The 14,748-nt window shown below is 65.5% G+C and carries 13 protein-coding genes; 10 read left to right on the top strand and 3 right to left on the bottom strand.

Going from position 1 to position 14,748, the window contains the following annotated elements; translation table 11 throughout:
- Nucleotides 1-137 precede the first annotated feature (137 nt).
- The 6 genes from CLM74_RS16375 to gcvH all read left to right on the top strand — a co-directional run bounded on the left by CLM74_RS16375 (nt 138) and on the right by gcvH (nt 7,627).
- The gene (locus CLM74_RS16375) at nt 138-3,029 is read left to right on the top strand and encodes a TonB-dependent receptor (RefSeq protein ID WP_025877778.1); all 2,892 of its coding nucleotides are present in this window, start codon (nt 138-140) and stop codon (nt 3,027-3,029) included.
- Between the two features lie 102 nt (nt 3,030-3,131).
- Nucleotides 3,132-3,875 carry a FadR/GntR family transcriptional regulator gene (locus tag CLM74_RS16370; RefSeq protein WP_025877780.1) on the top strand — a complete coding sequence of 248 codons (744 nt, stop codon included), beginning with the start codon at nt 3,132-3,134 and terminating at the stop codon, nt 3,873-3,875.
- Nucleotides 3,876-3,996: 121 nt separating this feature from the next.
- Nucleotides 3,997-4,956: an SPFH domain-containing protein gene (locus CLM74_RS16365; RefSeq protein ID WP_025877782.1), complete on the top strand. Its 960-nt coding sequence runs from the start codon at nt 3,997-3,999 to the stop codon at nt 4,954-4,956.
- A gap of 1 nt (nt 4,957) precedes the next feature.
- Nucleotides 4,958-5,392, top strand: coding sequence for an NfeD family protein (locus tag CLM74_RS16360; RefSeq protein ID WP_105164521.1), 435 nt, complete (start codon nt 4,958-4,960; stop codon nt 5,390-5,392).
- A gap of 632 nt (nt 5,393-6,024) precedes the next feature.
- Nucleotides 6,025-7,137: a glycine cleavage system aminomethyltransferase GcvT gene (gcvT, locus tag CLM74_RS16355; RefSeq protein ID WP_025877786.1), complete on the top strand. Its 1,113-nt coding sequence runs from the start codon at nt 6,025-6,027 to the stop codon at nt 7,135-7,137.
- A gap of 94 nt (nt 7,138-7,231) precedes the next feature.
- On the top strand, nt 7,232-7,627 hold the full coding sequence (gene gcvH / locus CLM74_RS16350; protein ID WP_025877788.1) for a glycine cleavage system protein GcvH: 396 nt from the start codon (nt 7,232-7,234) through the stop codon (nt 7,625-7,627).
- Between the two features lie 283 nt (nt 7,628-7,910).
- Here the strand turns inward: gcvH and CLM74_RS21555 are convergent, their stop codons facing one another.
- On the bottom strand, nt 7,911-8,291 hold the full coding sequence (locus tag CLM74_RS21555) for a hypothetical protein (RefSeq protein ID WP_133119355.1): 381 nt from the start codon (nt 8,289-8,291) through the stop codon (nt 7,911-7,913).
- 112 nt (nt 8,292-8,403) lie between these two features.
- On the opposite strand from CLM74_RS21555, the gene CLM74_RS16345 reads away from it, so the two are divergent.
- Complete coding sequence (locus CLM74_RS16345; RefSeq protein ID WP_033831786.1) at nt 8,404-8,931, top strand: hypothetical protein; 528 nt, start codon at nt 8,404-8,406, stop codon at nt 8,929-8,931.
- Between the two features lie 63 nt (nt 8,932-8,994).
- On the opposite strand, the gene CLM74_RS16340 is transcribed toward CLM74_RS16345, so the two are convergent.
- Nucleotides 8,995-9,915 carry a LysR family transcriptional regulator gene (locus tag CLM74_RS16340; RefSeq protein WP_105164520.1) on the bottom strand — a complete coding sequence of 307 codons (921 nt, stop codon included), beginning with the start codon at nt 9,913-9,915 and terminating at the stop codon, nt 8,995-8,997.
- 112 nt (nt 9,916-10,027) lie between these two features.
- On the opposite strand from CLM74_RS16340, the gene CLM74_RS16335 reads away from it, so the two are divergent.
- Nucleotides 10,028-10,786 carry an SDR family oxidoreductase gene (locus CLM74_RS16335; protein ID WP_105164519.1) on the top strand — a complete coding sequence of 253 codons (759 nt, stop codon included), beginning with the start codon at nt 10,028-10,030 and terminating at the stop codon, nt 10,784-10,786.
- Between the two features lie 108 nt (nt 10,787-10,894).
- Here the strand turns inward: CLM74_RS16335 and CLM74_RS16330 are convergent, their stop codons facing one another.
- The gene (locus CLM74_RS16330) at nt 10,895-12,295 is read right to left on the bottom strand and encodes a serine hydrolase domain-containing protein (RefSeq protein WP_105164518.1); all 1,401 of its coding nucleotides are present in this window, start codon (nt 12,293-12,295) and stop codon (nt 10,895-10,897) included.
- A 287-nt stretch (nt 12,296-12,582) separates the two neighbouring features.
- Here CLM74_RS16330 and CLM74_RS16325 point away from each other — a divergent pair, with 287 nt between their 5' ends.
- The gene (locus CLM74_RS16325; RefSeq protein ID WP_105164517.1) at nt 12,583-13,911 is read left to right on the top strand and encodes an MFS transporter; all 1,329 of its coding nucleotides are present in this window, start codon (nt 12,583-12,585) and stop codon (nt 13,909-13,911) included.
- A 76-nt stretch (nt 13,912-13,987) separates the two neighbouring features.
- A complete protein-coding gene (locus CLM74_RS16320) occupies nt 13,988-14,338 on the top strand; it encodes a DUF1304 domain-containing protein (RefSeq protein ID WP_033831781.1) in 351 nt (116 codons plus the stop codon).
- The last annotated feature ends 410 nt before the right edge of the window (nt 14,339-14,748 follow it).

Here is a 14,748-nt window from a genome sequence, read left to right as displayed (position 1 = left end):
CATGAAATGCCGGGCAACCGGTCTGAATCAAAGGTATTACGAAAAATCCAGTCCAGTTGGTTGACATTTCTGTGTCGGCGTGTCGAAGCTGCGTCCCACGCCTACCGTCCGGGCGATCCTTTGGGAGGAGGAAAACCATGCGGCAACCAGCCGGAGTTGTACGTCGTACACCGTTGTCACCCACACCGCTGATCGTGGCACTGCTCGCTGCGCTGGCGGCTTCACCGGCCGTGCAGGCGCAGTCTGCCGGCAGCGGTTCCGGGCAGGACGCCACCACCCTGGACCAGGTCCAGGTCACCGGCATCCGCGAATCGATGCAGAGCTCGATCAACAAGAAGCGCGACGACACGGTGATCGCCGATGTGTTGTCGGCCGATGACATCGGCGACCTGCCCGCGCCATCTCTGGCCGATGCGATCGAAACGCTGACCGGTGCCGCCTCGACCCGCGACAAGACCGGCGCATCGGAAATCTCGATCCGTGGTCTCGGCGCCTTCCTCAGCAGCACCAACTTCAACGGCCGCGAGATCACCAACGGCAGCGGCGACCGCTCGGTGAACTTCAACATGTTCCCGGCCGAGCTGATCAATACGGTGGCGATCTACAAGACCCAGCGTGCCGACATCATCGAAGGCGGTGTCGCCGGCACCATCGGGCTGGAAACGGTCAAGCCGCTGGAGTACGGCAAGCGCTCGGCGCAGATCGATCTGCGCGGCAGCTGGGCCGAGTATGACAAGAAGTACCGCGACGACGATGGCATCGGTTATCGCGGTACCGCCAGCTACATCGACCAGTTCGAATTCGGCAACGGCCAGAAGCTCGGCATCTCGCTGGGCATCCAGCGGCTGGAGGGCACCGATCCGGAGGAGAGCATCACCAGCGGCTCCACCTGGTATGCCTGCGATGGCAGGCAGAACGTGGCCAATGCCAACTGCAATGAAGTCAGCGCCCAGGCCATCGCCAACGGCGCGCCGTACTACCTGGTGCCAAGCAGCCGCATCTATCGCCTGAAGCAGGAACGCAATGATCGCCAGAGCGAATTCGCGGCGATCCAATGGCGGCCCAACGACGTGGTCGAGGTCAACCTCGATTTCGAACATACCGAGCGCAACTGGGACGAGGACCGCAGCGATCTGAGCCTGTCCAATGCACGACGCGGCATCACCCAGCGCGAGGTGGACGAGGACGGCATCGTCCGCCACCTGCATGGCAGCACTTCCATCGATTCGACCTCCAACCGCTACTGGCGCGGCGAGGAATACACCGGTGGTGGCCTCAATCTGATCCTGCGCCCCAGCCCGGCCTGGGAGCTGTCCACCGATCTTTCCTATTCGCATACCAACCGCCTGGACAGCGAGCGCATGACCCGGCTGCGCGCCAACCAGCGCGACGTCAACAATGCCATCGTGCCGGGCATCAGCAGCGGCGCCACCGGCTATGTCGACTACGACTGGGACTGGCATGGCGAGGTGCCGAGCGTCGCGCTGGCGCCGAACTTCGACCCGAACAACTGGGATGCCTACACCGGCGCGGCGCGGGTGACCTCCAGCGCGACCGAGAACGACCACAAGATCAAGGCCGGCCGCTTCGATGCCAGCTTCATGCCCGAGTCCGGTTTCTTCACCCGCATCAAGGGCGGCGTGCGCGCCAGCCAGGCCGACTACCGCCTGCGCGACAACACCCTGGTGACCGACTACGACCAGCGCGTAGCGGCCGACAAGGCGAAGATCATTGCCGCCAACCGTGCCTGCCGTGCACCGTTCCCGCAGGACGATTTCATGGATGCGGCCAGCGGCAATACGATCTCCTCGTGGGCGTACTTCGATCCGAGCTGCCTCTACGCGTCCTTCCGCGGCACCAGCGACAGTGGCCTGGACCCGGACTTCCAGGACCCGAACAACGTCGATGTGACCGAGAAAACCCGCGCGCTGTACCTGATGGGTGAATTCAGCAGCACGCTGTTCGGCCTGCCGGTCACCGGCAATGTCGGCCTGCGCTGGGTCAAGACCGACGTGCGTTCGGAAGGCGTGCGCACCGACCTGGCTGTCATCGACAACGGCGACGGCACGATCCGCCTGCAACCCACTGGTGATTTCACCACCCAGGTGTTCAAGGCGGGCAACGACAAGCTGCTGCCAAGCCTGAATGCCGCGTTCGAGCTGAAGCCGGACCTGTTGCTGCGGGTTGGCGCGTACCGAGCGATGTCACGCCCGGATATCGCCGCACTCGGTGCCGGGCGAACCATCAATGTCAGCAGCGATGCCACCTATACCGGCCTGGCCGACGCGCTGGACGACATCAGTGCCAGCGGCAATCCGGCTGCGCAGCCGCTTATGTCCTGGAACGGCGATGTCTCGCTTGAGTGGTATGCGAACCCGGACACGCTGCTGGCCGGTGCGGTGTACTGGAAGCAGTTCAACGGCGGCACCGCCACCGCGCTGGTGCCGGAGACCTACACCCTCAACGGACAGACGGTGACCGTACCGGTGCGCCAGCAGGTGACCACCGATGAAGACAGCACCTTGACCGGTATCGAGCTCAGTGCCACCCACCGGTTCTCGTACCTGCCCAAGCCGTTCGATGGCCTCGGCTTCAAGGTCAGCTACAACTATGCCGACGCCGACTACCAGACGCAGGATTCGCGGTTGGGCGAGCAGTTGGCCGCCGATGGATCGATCATTCCGGCCATCGTTCCGCCGGCCGGCCTGAGCGGCTTCTCGCGGCATGTGCTGTCCGGTTCCCTCTACTGGGATGTGGGCCGCTTCAACATCCAGGCCATCGGCAAGTTCCGTTCGCACTATTACCAGGACTTCACCGGCAACACGGCGCAGCAGAACCGCTACTACGATGACAACACCAGCGTCGACCTGCGCTTGCGTTACCGGGTGAACAAGCAGCTGTCGCTGTCGCTGGAACTGATGAACCTGACCGACGAGCCACGCGTGGCGTACCAGCCGCTTTACGGGAATTTCCGCGAGGTGGTGAGCTACGGGCGGCGCGCGTATTTCGGTGTACGATACAAGTTCTGAACAGGGCGGCGCGGCCAATGGTCGCGCCGTCGCTCCAACCGGACCCGCACCGTGCCCGGTGGCCGGGGACGGGCCCGGAGGGAACCGCCAAGGGTCAGCCGCATGTCCGCCAACCGTCTCTACCAGACCATCGCCGCCAAGCTCCGCAAGCTGATCGAGGATGGCGAATATCCGTCGGGTTCGCGCCTGCCGGGCGAACGTGAACTTGCCGAACGCTTCGGCGTCAGCCGGGTCACCATCCGTGAGGCGGAAATCGCCCTGGAAGCGCAGGGCTGGATCGCGATCCGTATCGGTTCGGGCGTCTATGTGAAGCCGCGCCCGGCCCAGGCTGCCGGCGGGCTGCCCGATATCAGCGCCTTCGACCTGACCGCGGCGCGTGCCGTATTCGAGGCGGAAGCCGCAGCGCTGGCGGCAAGCAATATCGATGAGGCCGGCATCGCCGAGCTGCAGGTGCTGGCTGAAGCGCTGTGCCGTCGTGACCTTACCGATGAAGAGGCCGGCGACTACGACCGCCGCTTCCACCTGGCCATCGCCCGCCTCTCGGGCAACCCGGTGGTCGAGTATTTCGTGCAGCAGATCTGGCGCATGCGCAGCGAGCTGCCGCGGGTGACCGAGGTCTACGCACGGGTGTGCCATGACGATGGTGCCAGCCGCGCCGACGAGCACATGGCGATCTTCGAGGGGCTGCGCGCGCGCGATCCCGTCGCTGCACGTAATGCGATGCGCCATCACTTCCAGCGCCTGTTCGAGGCGATGCTGGAGGCGACCGAAAGCCAGGCGCTGGCCGAGATCCGCCGGCAGACCCAGCAGGACCGCGAGCGCTTCCTGGCCACGACCCGGATCTGAGCGGGTTCATCCTGCAGCGCCGGGCCACGCTCGGCTGCTTTCAGCTGGAACGTGCGGTACCCGCACCGCCTGCATCCACGCGCTATGCTGGGCTCCGGACGTCTCCCATAAGGAAAGCGCGATGTTCCCGACCATGTTCTTCAGCGCGGTGCTGGCCTTCGTGGCCGTGGTCATCCTGTTCAAGGCAGTGCGGATGGTGCCACAGGGCTATGAGTGGACCGTCGAGCGGTTCGGCCGTTACACCCACACCATGTCGCCCGGCCTGCATTTCCTGATCCCGATCGTCTACGGGGTGGGGCGCAAGGTGAACATGATGGAACAGGTGCTGGACGTGCCCGGCCAGGAAGTGATCACCAAGGACAACGCCGCCGTGCGCGTCGATGGCGTGGTGTTCTTCCAGGTACTGGACGCGGCCAAGGCCGCCTACGAGGTATCGGTGCTGGAAGTGGCGATGATCGCCCTGGTGCAGACCAACATCCGTACCGTGATCGGCTCGATGGACCTGGATGAATCGCTCAGCCAGCGCGAGGTGATCAACGCCAAGCTGCTCAGCGTGGTCGATCATGCGACCAACCCGTGGGGCGTGAAGGTCAACCGCATCGAGATCCGCGACATCCAGCCGCCGCGCGACCTGCTCGATGCGATGGCACGGCAGATGAAGGCCGAGCGCGAGAAGCGCGCGCAGATCCTCGAGGCGGAAGGTTCGCGGCAGTCTGAGATCCTGCGTGCCGAAGGCGAGAAGCAGGCTACGGTGCTGGAGGCGGAGGGGCGGCGCGAGGCCGCATTCCGCGACGCCGAAGCGCGCGAGCGCCTGGCCGAAGCCGAAGCCAAGGCGACCCAGGTGGTGTCGGCGGCGATCGCCGACGGCGACGTCCAGGCCATCAACTACTTCATCGCCCAGAAGTATGTGGAAGCGTTCAAGGAACTGGCCACGTCGCCGAACCAGAAGCTGGTGCTGATGCCGATGGAGGCCAGCGGAGTGATTGGTTCGATCGCCGGCGTGGCCGAGCTGGCCAAGCAGGCCCTGTCCAACCAGGAAACCCGGCCGCCGGCAAAGCGGCCGCCACCGATCGGAGGCTGACATGCGCTGGGAAGTCGTTGCCTGGGGTGCGTTGGCCTTGCTGCTGTTCGCCGCCGAAGCGCTGGCGCCCGGCGCGTTCATGCTGTGGATCGGCATCGGTGCGGCGGCGGTGTTCGCGCTGGTAGCGGTGTTCGCCGATATCCCGGTGCTGTGGCAGGTGGTCGCTTTCGTGGTGCTGAGCGTGCTGTCCATCCAGTGCTACCGGCACTGGGGCAAGCCGCGTGCGCGGCAGAGCGACGCGCCGCTGCTGAACCGCCGCGCTGAACAACTGGTCGGGCGGGTGGTGCCCTTGCAGCAGGCCATCGTTGGCGGGCAGGGCAGGGTCAGCATCGACGACGCGTCGTGGCAGGTGAGTGGGCCGGAGCTGCCGGCCGGCACGCTGGTGCGGGTGGTGGCGGTGCAGGGCAGTGCGCTGGTGGTCGAGGCGGTCGCCTAGGGTTTCCAGCCAACGGCGCAGCCCCTCGTGGGTGGTCGCTGAAAGCAGATGCTGGGTTGGGTCGGGCGGGTGGGCTGTGCAGGGGGCGCCGCAAGTACGTCCTTGTAGGCTTGGCCGCGGCGTCCATGCCGCGGACACCCCTGCCCAGCCCACCCGCCCGATCCCCGACAGTTTCCGTGCGCGTCCAGACCACGGAAAAGAAATCAAAAGCGGGAAGCAAACGCCGGTCGCTGCGCTCTGTGTGCCCGGGGTCGGATCCCTGTCCGCAGGCAAGGGCTTCGACCCTTCTCTCCATATATGTATCGACACCCACAACCGCTCTTGCCTTCCGTCCCGTCATCGGGAACCTGTCGGGGTGGGGCGGTGTGGGGTGGAGGGACCGCAGGCGCCATGGATGGCGCCTACGAGCCTACACGGACGTACTTGCGGCGTGTCCCGCAACCCCACATCGCCCCACCAGCCCACAGACGTCGCCGAGCCGATACGCTTTGGCCGTTGCCGTTGCCTGGCTTGTAGAAAGCGCCCGCCGGCCGCAGGCCGGCCAACATCCCCCCGCTGCGCTGCGGCGCGACCTGCGGCCGACCGATCTGGGATAATGCGCGTTCTTGTTTCCTCTGCTGCCGGACCCGGTCATGACCCAGAAGACGCTGCTCAACGATACCCACCGCGCCCTTGGCGCCAAGATGGTCGATTTCGGGGGTTGGGACATGCCCATCCACTACGGCTCGCAGCTGGACGAGCACCACCTGGTGCGTCGTGAGTCGGGCGTGTTCGACGTCAGCCACATGACCGTGGTCGACCTGCGCGGCGACCAGGTCAAGCCGTTCCTGCGCCGCCTGCTGGCCAACTCGGTCGACAAGCTCAAGGCCACCGGCAAGGCGCTGTACTCGTGCATGCTGAATCCGCAGGGCGGCGTCATCGACGACCTGATCGTCTATTACCTGGGCGAGGACTTCTTCCGCATGGTGGTCAACGCCTCCACCCGCGAGAAGGATCTGGCGTGGCTGCGCGAGCAGGCTGCGCCGTTCAACGTCTCGGTCGAACAGCGTCCGGACCTGGCGATCCTCGCCGTGCAGGGGCCGCAGGCGCGCGACATCGTCATCGGCCTGGCCCGCGAAGCCGACCGTGAGTCGCTTGGCAAGCTCGGCCGTTTCGCCGCGCTGCAGGTGCAGTCCGACGACGGCGTTGAACTGTTCGTCGCCCGCACCGGCTACACCGGCGAAGACGGTTTCGAGATCCTGCTGCCGCAGGATGCCGTGGTCGCGTTCTGGAACCGCCTGCTTGCTGCCGGCGTGAAGCCGGCCGGTCTTGGCGCGCGCGATACCCTGCGCCTGGAAGCCGGCATGAATCTGTACGGCCAGGACATGGACGAAGCGATCAGCCCCTACGAAGCGGCGCTGGCCTGGACGGTGTCGCTGGACGAGGGTCGCGACTTCATCGGCCGCGACGTGCTGGAGGCGCAGAAGGCGGCTGGCAACGCACGTCAGATGATCGGCCTGGTGATGGATGAGAAGGGCGTGCTGCGCCATGGCCAGGCGGTCACCACTGCCGGCGGCCAGGGCGAGATCCTGTCCGGCACCTTCTCGCCGACCCTGGCCAAGGGCATCGCATTCGCGCGCGTGCCGGCCGGTGAACTCGGTCAGGTCACCGTCGACATCCGCGGCCGTCAGGTGCCGGTGCGGGTGGTCAAGTTCCCGTTCGTGCGCGAAGGCCAGGCCCAGCCCGGCGTGCTTGGCGACGCCTGATCCAAACATGCCGGTCGTCACTGCCAGCAGTGGCGGCCGGTTGGTTACACTAGCCCCGTTTTTTCCACCCCCTGCATATCTCTGGAGCAGTCCCATGAGCGAGATCCCCGGCGACCTCAAGTTCCTCAAGTCCCATGAGTGGGCCCGTGTCGAAGGCAATGGCCGCGTGACCGTCGGTATTTCCGACCACGCCCAGGGCCTGCTGGGTGACCTGGTCTACGTCGAGCTGCCCGAAGTCGGCGCGACCGCCAAGGCCAACGAGCAGATCGCGGTCGTCGAGTCGGTGAAGGCCGCCTCCGACGTCTACAGCCCGATCAGCGGCACCATCGTCGAGGTCAACTCGGCACTGGCCGACAAGCCGGAAACCATCAACGAAGACGCCTACGGCGATGGCTGGATGTTCGTCGTCGAAGTGTCCAACAGCGACGAGCTCAACGAGCTGCTGGACCCGGACGCGTACGCCGAAGGCCTGGAAGACGAAGAGCACTGAGTCGTCGTTTCCCCGGTACGAAAACGGCCACCCTCGGGTGGCCGTTTTCGTTTTGGAGGAGGCTTCGAACTTATGCCGGCCGGTTCGCCGCATGCCATCGCCATGGCATCAGTCGGTGTTGAGCGCGGGCAAAAGGCGTGCGCAGTTTTGCGCAAATCCGCGTTTCCACCCCCGCGGCGGCGCGCCCGGATGTGAAAAGTTTTTGGCCTTGTTGCAGGACCGTTGTGCTGGCGTTGGCGCGTGCGTTGCCATGCATGGCCGCGTCGCCGCGTGGCGTTCCGCTTCAGGCCCCTACATGACGCAGAGTGCTTATTTCAAGTGTTTTTTCTTCGCTGTTCGTGCGCAGTTGATGGCAGCGACGATGCGCGATGCAGTGTTTGCCGGCGCTCGCGGAGGAACATCGGCAGGCGCGGGAAGGGCTTCCGGGACGCGGCGGATGTGAAAATTTTTCGCGGGGGTTGTTGACAGTAAAAAAAACCGTGATTAGGTTTCGCCTCAGCAGACCTTGCCTGCCAAACCGAGTGCGCAGAATCAATCGTCCGATGCGAAGCAGCCCCTCGAAGACCACCGCGATCCTCAAGACGGTGGACATGGCTCCGCTTCCCCCGGAGAAATGCAAGGCGACCCCTGTTCCGATGCCTGCTCCGCCGATCGTGGCGGGCATCACCGCATCCGTAACGGCGCGCCCGACGCGCCGGCGGTCCCCGCACGCAGCATGGGCGGGTTTGATCCACCTGGGCGTTTCAACTCCCTATCACTGACGAGGAGCCATCACCATGGCAACCAAGAAAGCTGCGAAGAAAAAGCCCGCCGCCAAGAAAGCGGTGAAGAAGGTCGCCAAGAAGGCCGCTGCCAAGAAGGCAGTGAAGAAGGTCGCGAAGAAGGCGACCGCCAAGAAGGCAGTGAAGAAGGCTGCCAAGAAGGTCGCCAAGAAGGCCACGGCGAAGAAGACAGTGAAGAAGGCTGCGAAGAAGGTAGCCAAGAAGTCCACTGCCAAGAAGGCCGTAAAGAAGACCGCGAAGAAGGCCGTCAAGAAGGTAGCCAAGAAGGCCACCAAGAAGACTGCCAAGAAAGCCGCCAAGAAGACCACTGCCCGCAAGCCGGCCAAGAAGGTCGCCAAGAAGGCAGTGAAGAAGGCGACAAAGAAGACCGCCAAGAAGGCAGTGAAGAAGACTGCGAAGAAGGCGACCAAGAAGGCTGCCCCGAAGAAGGCTGCCAAGAAGGTTGCCAAGCGCAAGCCGGCCGCCCGCAAGAAGAAGGCCGCTCCGGTGGCCCTTCCGGCAACTCCGGCACCGCTGATCTAAGTACTTCCCGATAGCCGTACCCTGAGACCCCTTCCCCGACTGCCCAGCGGGGAGGGGGTTTTTTTATGGGCTGTGTGCGCCTGGCCAGCTGCGATGGTCAGCTGCTTCACAGGGAAACCGCTCGACCAGGAAATCCACGAAGCTGCGCAGCCGGGTGGAGTGATACCGGTCGTGTGGATAGACCACGTGCATGGGCCGACCGTGCCGGCCATGTTCCGGCAGCAACGGGACCAGGCTACCCGCATCGATGTCTGCTGCCAGCAGCAGGCTCGACTGCAGGATGATGCCCTGGCCCTGCAGCGCGGCCAGTCGCAACGCTTCGCCGTTGTTGATCTGCAACCGTCCCGAAGGCGGCGCTGGCAATGCCACTTCGTTGCCCAGCCAGTGCGACAGCGCAGCCGGATCCAGCGACAGGCATTGATGCTGCTGCAGCTCCTGCGCGTTGTGCGGCGTGCCATGCCGTGCGAGATAGGCCGGCGATGCACACAGGGTCAGCCGGTAGGCGCTGAGCGGACGCGCTACGAGATGCGTGGCGTCGGCCAGCGTGCCGATGCGGATGGCGGCCTCGAACCCCTCATCGGCCAGTTCGACCACGCGATCGGTCAGGACCAGTTCGACACTGACCTCGGGGTAGCGGTCCATGTAGGTCGACAGTGCCGGCACCAGCGCATGTGTGCCGAAGATCACCGGTGCACTGATCCGCAGCGTGCCCGCCGGTGCCAGGTGGTGATGCTGGGCCTGCGCATCGGTTTCCTCCACCAGGCGCAGGATCTCTTTGCAGCGGCCGAAGTAGGCCTCACCGAAAGCGGTCATATGCTGCCGACGGGTCGTGCGGTTCAACAACTGCATGCCCAGCCGTTCTTCCAGGGCGCGCAGGTGCTTGCCGGCCATCGTCGCGGAGATGTCCAGTGCCGATGCCGCGGCACTGAGGCTGCCCTTTTCCACGGCCAGCACATAGACCTGCATGCTCTCCAACAGGTTCATCTGACACCCCGGGTTCTGAATGTTGAAACCTCGCCGGAGTTTATCAACCGAGGGTGTTCAAAGAGCATGTCCGCACGGCCAGATGGGCCGGCAGAACCTGACAGGGCAACACATGAAACTGGATCTTGAAGGACGTACCGCGCTGGTCACCGGCGCAGGCAGTGGCATCGGCGCAGGTGTTGCGCGGGTACTGGCGACGCAGGGTGTGCGCGTGGCGATCACCGCGCGGCGGCAGGCGCCGTTGCAATCGGTGGCGGCCGCGATCGAGGCGGCGGGTGGACCGGTACCCGTCGTGTTGGTGGGCGATCTGACCGACGCCGACGATGTGCAGCGCATCGCCAGCGCTTCGCTGCAGGCGCTGCAGCACGTGGACATCCTGGTCAACGCGGCCGGTGGCGCACGGTTGGCCGGGGTGGCCGCAGCAGACGAGGTGTGGGACGAGGCGATGGCACTGAACTTCTCGGCGGCACGACGGCTGACGCAGGCGTTGCTGCCGTCGATGCGGGCCAATGGCTGGGGGCGTGTGATCAACCTCAGCGGGTCGATGGAGCCGCGTGCGGTGAATGCCGCGAGCCCGGCGAAGGCGGCGCTGCATCTGTGGAGCAAGGGGCTGTCCTGCGACGTGGCGGGCGAGGGCATCACCATCAACTCGATCGCGCCGGGGCGGATCAACAGCGCGCAGATCCTGGATCGGCTGCATCCCACCGAAGAGAGCCGGCGTGAGTTCATCGCCCGCAACATCCCGATGGGGCGTTTCGGCGAACCAGAGGAGGTGGCGCACCTGGTTGCGTTCCTGGCGTCGCCGTTGGCGGGGTACATCACCGGGGCGGTGATTCCGGTGGATGGCGGAATGCACTACTTCGCCCACTAACCTCCGGCACGAACGGCAAGGGCCTGGCGTCACGTGGAGGACGCGCAAGCGCATACGAAAAAGGGCGACCCGAGGGCCGCCCTTCTGCTCAACGTCGAGCTCGCCAGCTCAGCGCGGTGAGGCCACCGCGCGGTTGCCCGAAGCGCCCTTGCCCTTGCGCTTGTCCTGCTGTGCCGGGGTGGCGCCCTCGGCCATCAGGTTGTCGCTGCCGAAGTCGGTGTCCACGTCCAGCCAACGCTGCGACGGCAGGCCGAGGGCTGCGTCGAGCACGGTCGGCAGCAGGCCGCTGGGCAGGCCGCTTTCACCGTTCCACATGATGGCGATGCCGAGGTCGCGCTCGGGCACCAGTGCAACAAGGCCACGGTAGCCCTGCACCGCGCCGGCATGGAACACGACATCGTGACCGGCGTAGTCGAAGGTGCGCCAGCCCAGCGCGTAGCCGGCCGAGTGCAGGCGTTCGCGGCGCCAGCCCGAGCGCATCTCGCCCGGTGTGTTGATCAGGCTGGAGTGCAGCGTGGCCAGCAGCGGCGCCGGCAGCACGTCCGGACGGTGGCCGGTATGGGCCAGCAACCACTGCGCCATGTCACTGGCGCTGGCGTTGACGCCGGCAGCAGGGGCGACGCGGTAATAGGTCGGCTTCGGCGTCAGCGATACCCAGCCATTGCGGCTGCGCACGTGCGGGCGCGCCCAGCGCGAGCTGGCCTGGATGCCGGCCAGGCCGAGGCTGGCATCGTTCATGCCGAGCGGCTTGAAGATGCGGCGTTCGACCGACTGCTCGTAGAAGCTGCCGGAGGCGGCATACACGACGTCGCCGATCAGGCTGAAGGCCACGTTCTGGTAGGCGTAGCAGTCGCCCGGCAGGCACTTCAGGCTGGTGTTGGCCAGCTTCTGGGTCAGCGCGTAGTACTCGGCATTGCCTTCGATGTCGCGGTCATAGGCGTTGTACGGCAGGCCGACGCGGTGGCTGAGTACATCGGCCACGGTCAGGCGGTCGGTGGCCTCCGGCGAGTTCAGGCGGAAGCCCGGAACATAATCGGTGACCTTGCTGTCCCAGCGCAGGGTGCCATCGTTGACCAGCAGGCCGGCCATGGTGCCGGCGAAGGCCTTGGACAGCGACGCCAGGCGGAACACGGTGTGGGCGTCGACCGGCAAGGGGTTGTTGACGTCGGTGACGCCGTAGCCGCGCGCGCTGAGCACGCGGCCGCCCTGCACGATGGCTACTGCCATGCCCGGCACGCGCTCGCCATAGGTGAGCTGCTGCGCCATCGATTCGATGTTGGCGACGTTGAAACCGGCAGCCGGCAACTGCACCTGCGGCACCAGCCCGGTGCGGTAGGCCGCAGGCTGGGTGTGGGCGACGGTGCCACCGGCAGCGGTTTCGATGTTGGTCGGCATCGGCGGCAAGGCCGGCGGGGTCTGCGCGGTGGTGGACAAGGCAAGGGGCATCAACATGCCCAGCAAACCGGTGGCCGCCGAACGGATCGGACGACGCAGGCTGTTCTTTTTCATCGGTTGGAACCCGTGCGCGACTGCTGGGCATGATTCTAGCGCCGCTTTTCGCCTGTGCACAAACAAAGCGAAGATGAATGCGCATCTCGTTGAAAAAGTTGGATTTTTGACGCCAGAAAAGCGTGTATCACAAGGTGTCCGCCGGGCCGGTCCGTGACACTGCGTTGCAGCCATCGGCGCCGCCTGCGCTGGCGATGTTGCAGTGCATTGGATAACGTACGCGCTTCACTGCCCCCGGAGCCTGCCATGCCGCTGTCCAACCGCCGTTTGCGGGCGAGGGGAGCCGCGTGAGCGCGGCGCGGGAGAGCGGGGCACTGAAGGGCCTGCTGGCCGCGCTGCGCGAGTCGCCGGCGCTGTGGTGGTCGTTCCTGTACTTCTTCTGCCTGCTCAGCGGCTACTACGTGCTGCGGCCGGTACGCGAGGCGATGGCCGCTTCGGCCGACCTGGAGACGGTGTTCCCGGCGGCGTTGATCGCCTGGTTCGCCAGCCATGGCATCGCCCTGAAGGACTTCGTCCTGCAGTTCCTGTTCTCCTGCGTGTTCGTGATCATGCTGGTGCTGCAGCCGGTCTATGGCTGGCTGGTCAGCCGCTTCCCGCGGCGGGTGTTCCTGCCGGCGGTATACGGCTTCTTCATCGCCACCCTGCTGGGCTTCTACGCACTGTTCGACAGCGATGTGCCCGGGCGCGGCATGGCCTTCTTCTTCTGGATCAGCGTCTTCAACCTGTTCGCCGTAGCCGTATTCTGGAGCTTCATGGCCGACGTGTTCTCCAACGCGCAGGCGCGGGCGTACTACGGCTACATCGGTGCGGCCGGCACCATTGGGGCCTTCCTCGGCCCGTTCATCACCAGTGTGCTGGTGCAGCGGGTGGGCATCGCCAACCTGATGCTGGTATCGACTGGCTTCCTGATGATCTGCCTGTTGTGCATCTGGCGGCTGCGGTACTGGGCGGTGCTGCGCGAGCGTGAGCAGCGTTTGGTGTCGGGTGAGCAGCCGATGGGCGGCAGCGTGCTTGATGGCCTGAAGCTGATCGCGCGCGAACCCCTGCTGCGCTGGCTGGCGATCATGGTGCTGTTCGGCGTGGGTGTCGGCACGTTGCTGTACAACCAGCAGGCCACCATCGTGCGTGCCTCGTTCAACGATGCAGGCGCTGCCACAGCCTTCTTTTCGCGCATCGACCTGGCGGTGAACGCGCTGGCATTGCTGATGCAGGTTGGGCTGACCCGCTGGCTGCTGTCGCGCCACGGCATCGCCCCGGCGTTGCTGATTCCCGGTTTTGCGATCCTGATCGGCTTCTCGGTGCTGGCCGCATCGCCGATGCCGCTGATGGTGGCGGTGGTGCAGGTGATGACCCGCGCCAGCGAGTTCGCCCTGGCCAAGCCGGCCCGCGAAACCATCTACACCCGCGTGGACCGGCAGTGGCGCTACAAGGCCGGCGCGGCGATCGACACGGTGGTGTACCGCGGCGCCGACCTGACCTTCGCCTGGCTGCACAAGGGGCTGTCGCTGTTCGGTTCGCACGTGGTGTTCATCGGTGGTGTAGCCGTCGCCGGCTTGATGACCCTGGCGGCGTTCGGTGTGCTGCGCGAAGAGAAGAAGCTGCCGCGCGACCGTTGATTTTCCGGGGTCGGATCCCTTTCCCGCAGGGTAAGGGATCCGACCCCATTCTCCATCCCTGTCCAAGGAACTGCCCATGTACTGGATCGCGCTCGCCCTGACCCTGCTGGTCGCCCTGCTGCACGTTTATTTCCTGGTGCTGGAAATGTTCCTGTGGACCCGGCCGCTGGGCCTGAAGACGTTCCGCAATTCACCGGAGAAGGCGGAGACCACGCGCGTGCTGGCGGCCAACCAGGGTCTGTACAACGGCTTCCTGGCGGCGGGCATCGTGGTGGGGCTGGTGCTGGCGCAGCCGGTGCTGGTGACGTTCTCGCTGGTTTGCGTGGTGGTGGCGGGGTGCTATGGCGCCTACAGCGTGAGCCGGCGCATCTTCATGATCCAGGCGGTGCCGGCGATCCTGGCGTTGGTGTTTCGCGCACTGGCGTGATTTCCGGCCAACGGCACAGCCCCTCGTGGGTTGGTCGCGTAGAGCTGTCATGGGGTTGGTCGGGCGGGTTGGGTTCGCGGGGGACGCCGCAAGTACGTCCCTGTAGGCTTGGCCGCGGCATCCATGCCGCGGACACCCCCGCGAACCCAACCCGCCCGACCCCTGACAGGTTCCGTGCGCGGCCAGCCCACGGAGAATAAAAGAAGATCAAGAGCAACAGCGGGTCGCTGCGCTCGTGGGATCTGCGCGCATGAAAAAAGCGGCCGCCGGGCCGCTTTTTTGCTTTTGCTCTTCTTTTTTTCTTGCGTGGGTGGACGCCGCAGCGATCTGTAAGAGGCCGGAGGGTTGGGATGCGCAGGGGCGTAAGCGCCATGGATGGCGCGCCCGAGCCTACAGGGACGTATTCACGG

It is taken from the genome of Stenotrophomonas sp. MYb57 (assembly GCF_002966815.1).
GTDB classification, from domain to species: domain Bacteria; phylum Pseudomonadota; class Gammaproteobacteria; order Xanthomonadales; family Xanthomonadaceae; genus Stenotrophomonas; species Stenotrophomonas indicatrix.
The sequence above is the reverse complement of the archived record's forward strand: the minus strand, read 5'-3'. Positions and strand labels throughout refer to the sequence as shown.

Bases quoted from the DNA above. Each gene is read 5' to 3' on its own strand.
- CLM74_RS21555 (WP_133119355.1), bottom strand. From the start codon at position 8,291: ATGCCCGCCACGATCGGCGGAGCAGGCATCGGAACAGGGGTCGCCTTG.
- CLM74_RS16330 (WP_105164518.1), bottom strand. From the start codon at position 12,295: ATGAAAAAGAACAGCCTGCGTCGTCCGATCCGTTCGGCGGCCACCGGT.
- CLM74_RS16360 (WP_105164521.1), top strand. From the start codon at position 4,958: ATGCGCTGGGAAGTCGTTGCCTGGGGTGCGTTGGCCTTGCTGCTGTTC.
- CLM74_RS16320 (WP_033831781.1), top strand. From the start codon at position 13,988: ATGTACTGGATCGCGCTCGCCCTGACCCTGCTGGTCGCCCTGCTGCAC.
- CLM74_RS16340 (WP_105164520.1), bottom strand. From the start codon at position 9,915: ATGAACCTGTTGGAGAGCATGCAGGTCTATGTGCTGGCCGTGGAAAAG.
- gcvT (WP_025877786.1), top strand. From the start codon at position 6,025: ATGACCCAGAAGACGCTGCTCAACGATACCCACCGCGCCCTTGGCGCC.
- CLM74_RS16335 (WP_105164519.1), top strand. From the start codon at position 10,028: ATGAAACTGGATCTTGAAGGACGTACCGCGCTGGTCACCGGCGCAGGC.
- CLM74_RS16375 (WP_025877778.1), top strand. From the start codon at position 138: ATGCGGCAACCAGCCGGAGTTGTACGTCGTACACCGTTGTCACCCACA.
- CLM74_RS16345 (WP_033831786.1), top strand. From the start codon at position 8,404: ATGGCAACCAAGAAAGCTGCGAAGAAAAAGCCCGCCGCCAAGAAAGCG.
- CLM74_RS16365 (WP_025877782.1), top strand. From the start codon at position 3,997: ATGTTCCCGACCATGTTCTTCAGCGCGGTGCTGGCCTTCGTGGCCGTG.
- CLM74_RS16370 (WP_025877780.1), top strand. From the start codon at position 3,132: ATGTCCGCCAACCGTCTCTACCAGACCATCGCCGCCAAGCTCCGCAAG.
- gcvH (WP_025877788.1), top strand. From the start codon at position 7,232: ATGAGCGAGATCCCCGGCGACCTCAAGTTCCTCAAGTCCCATGAGTGG.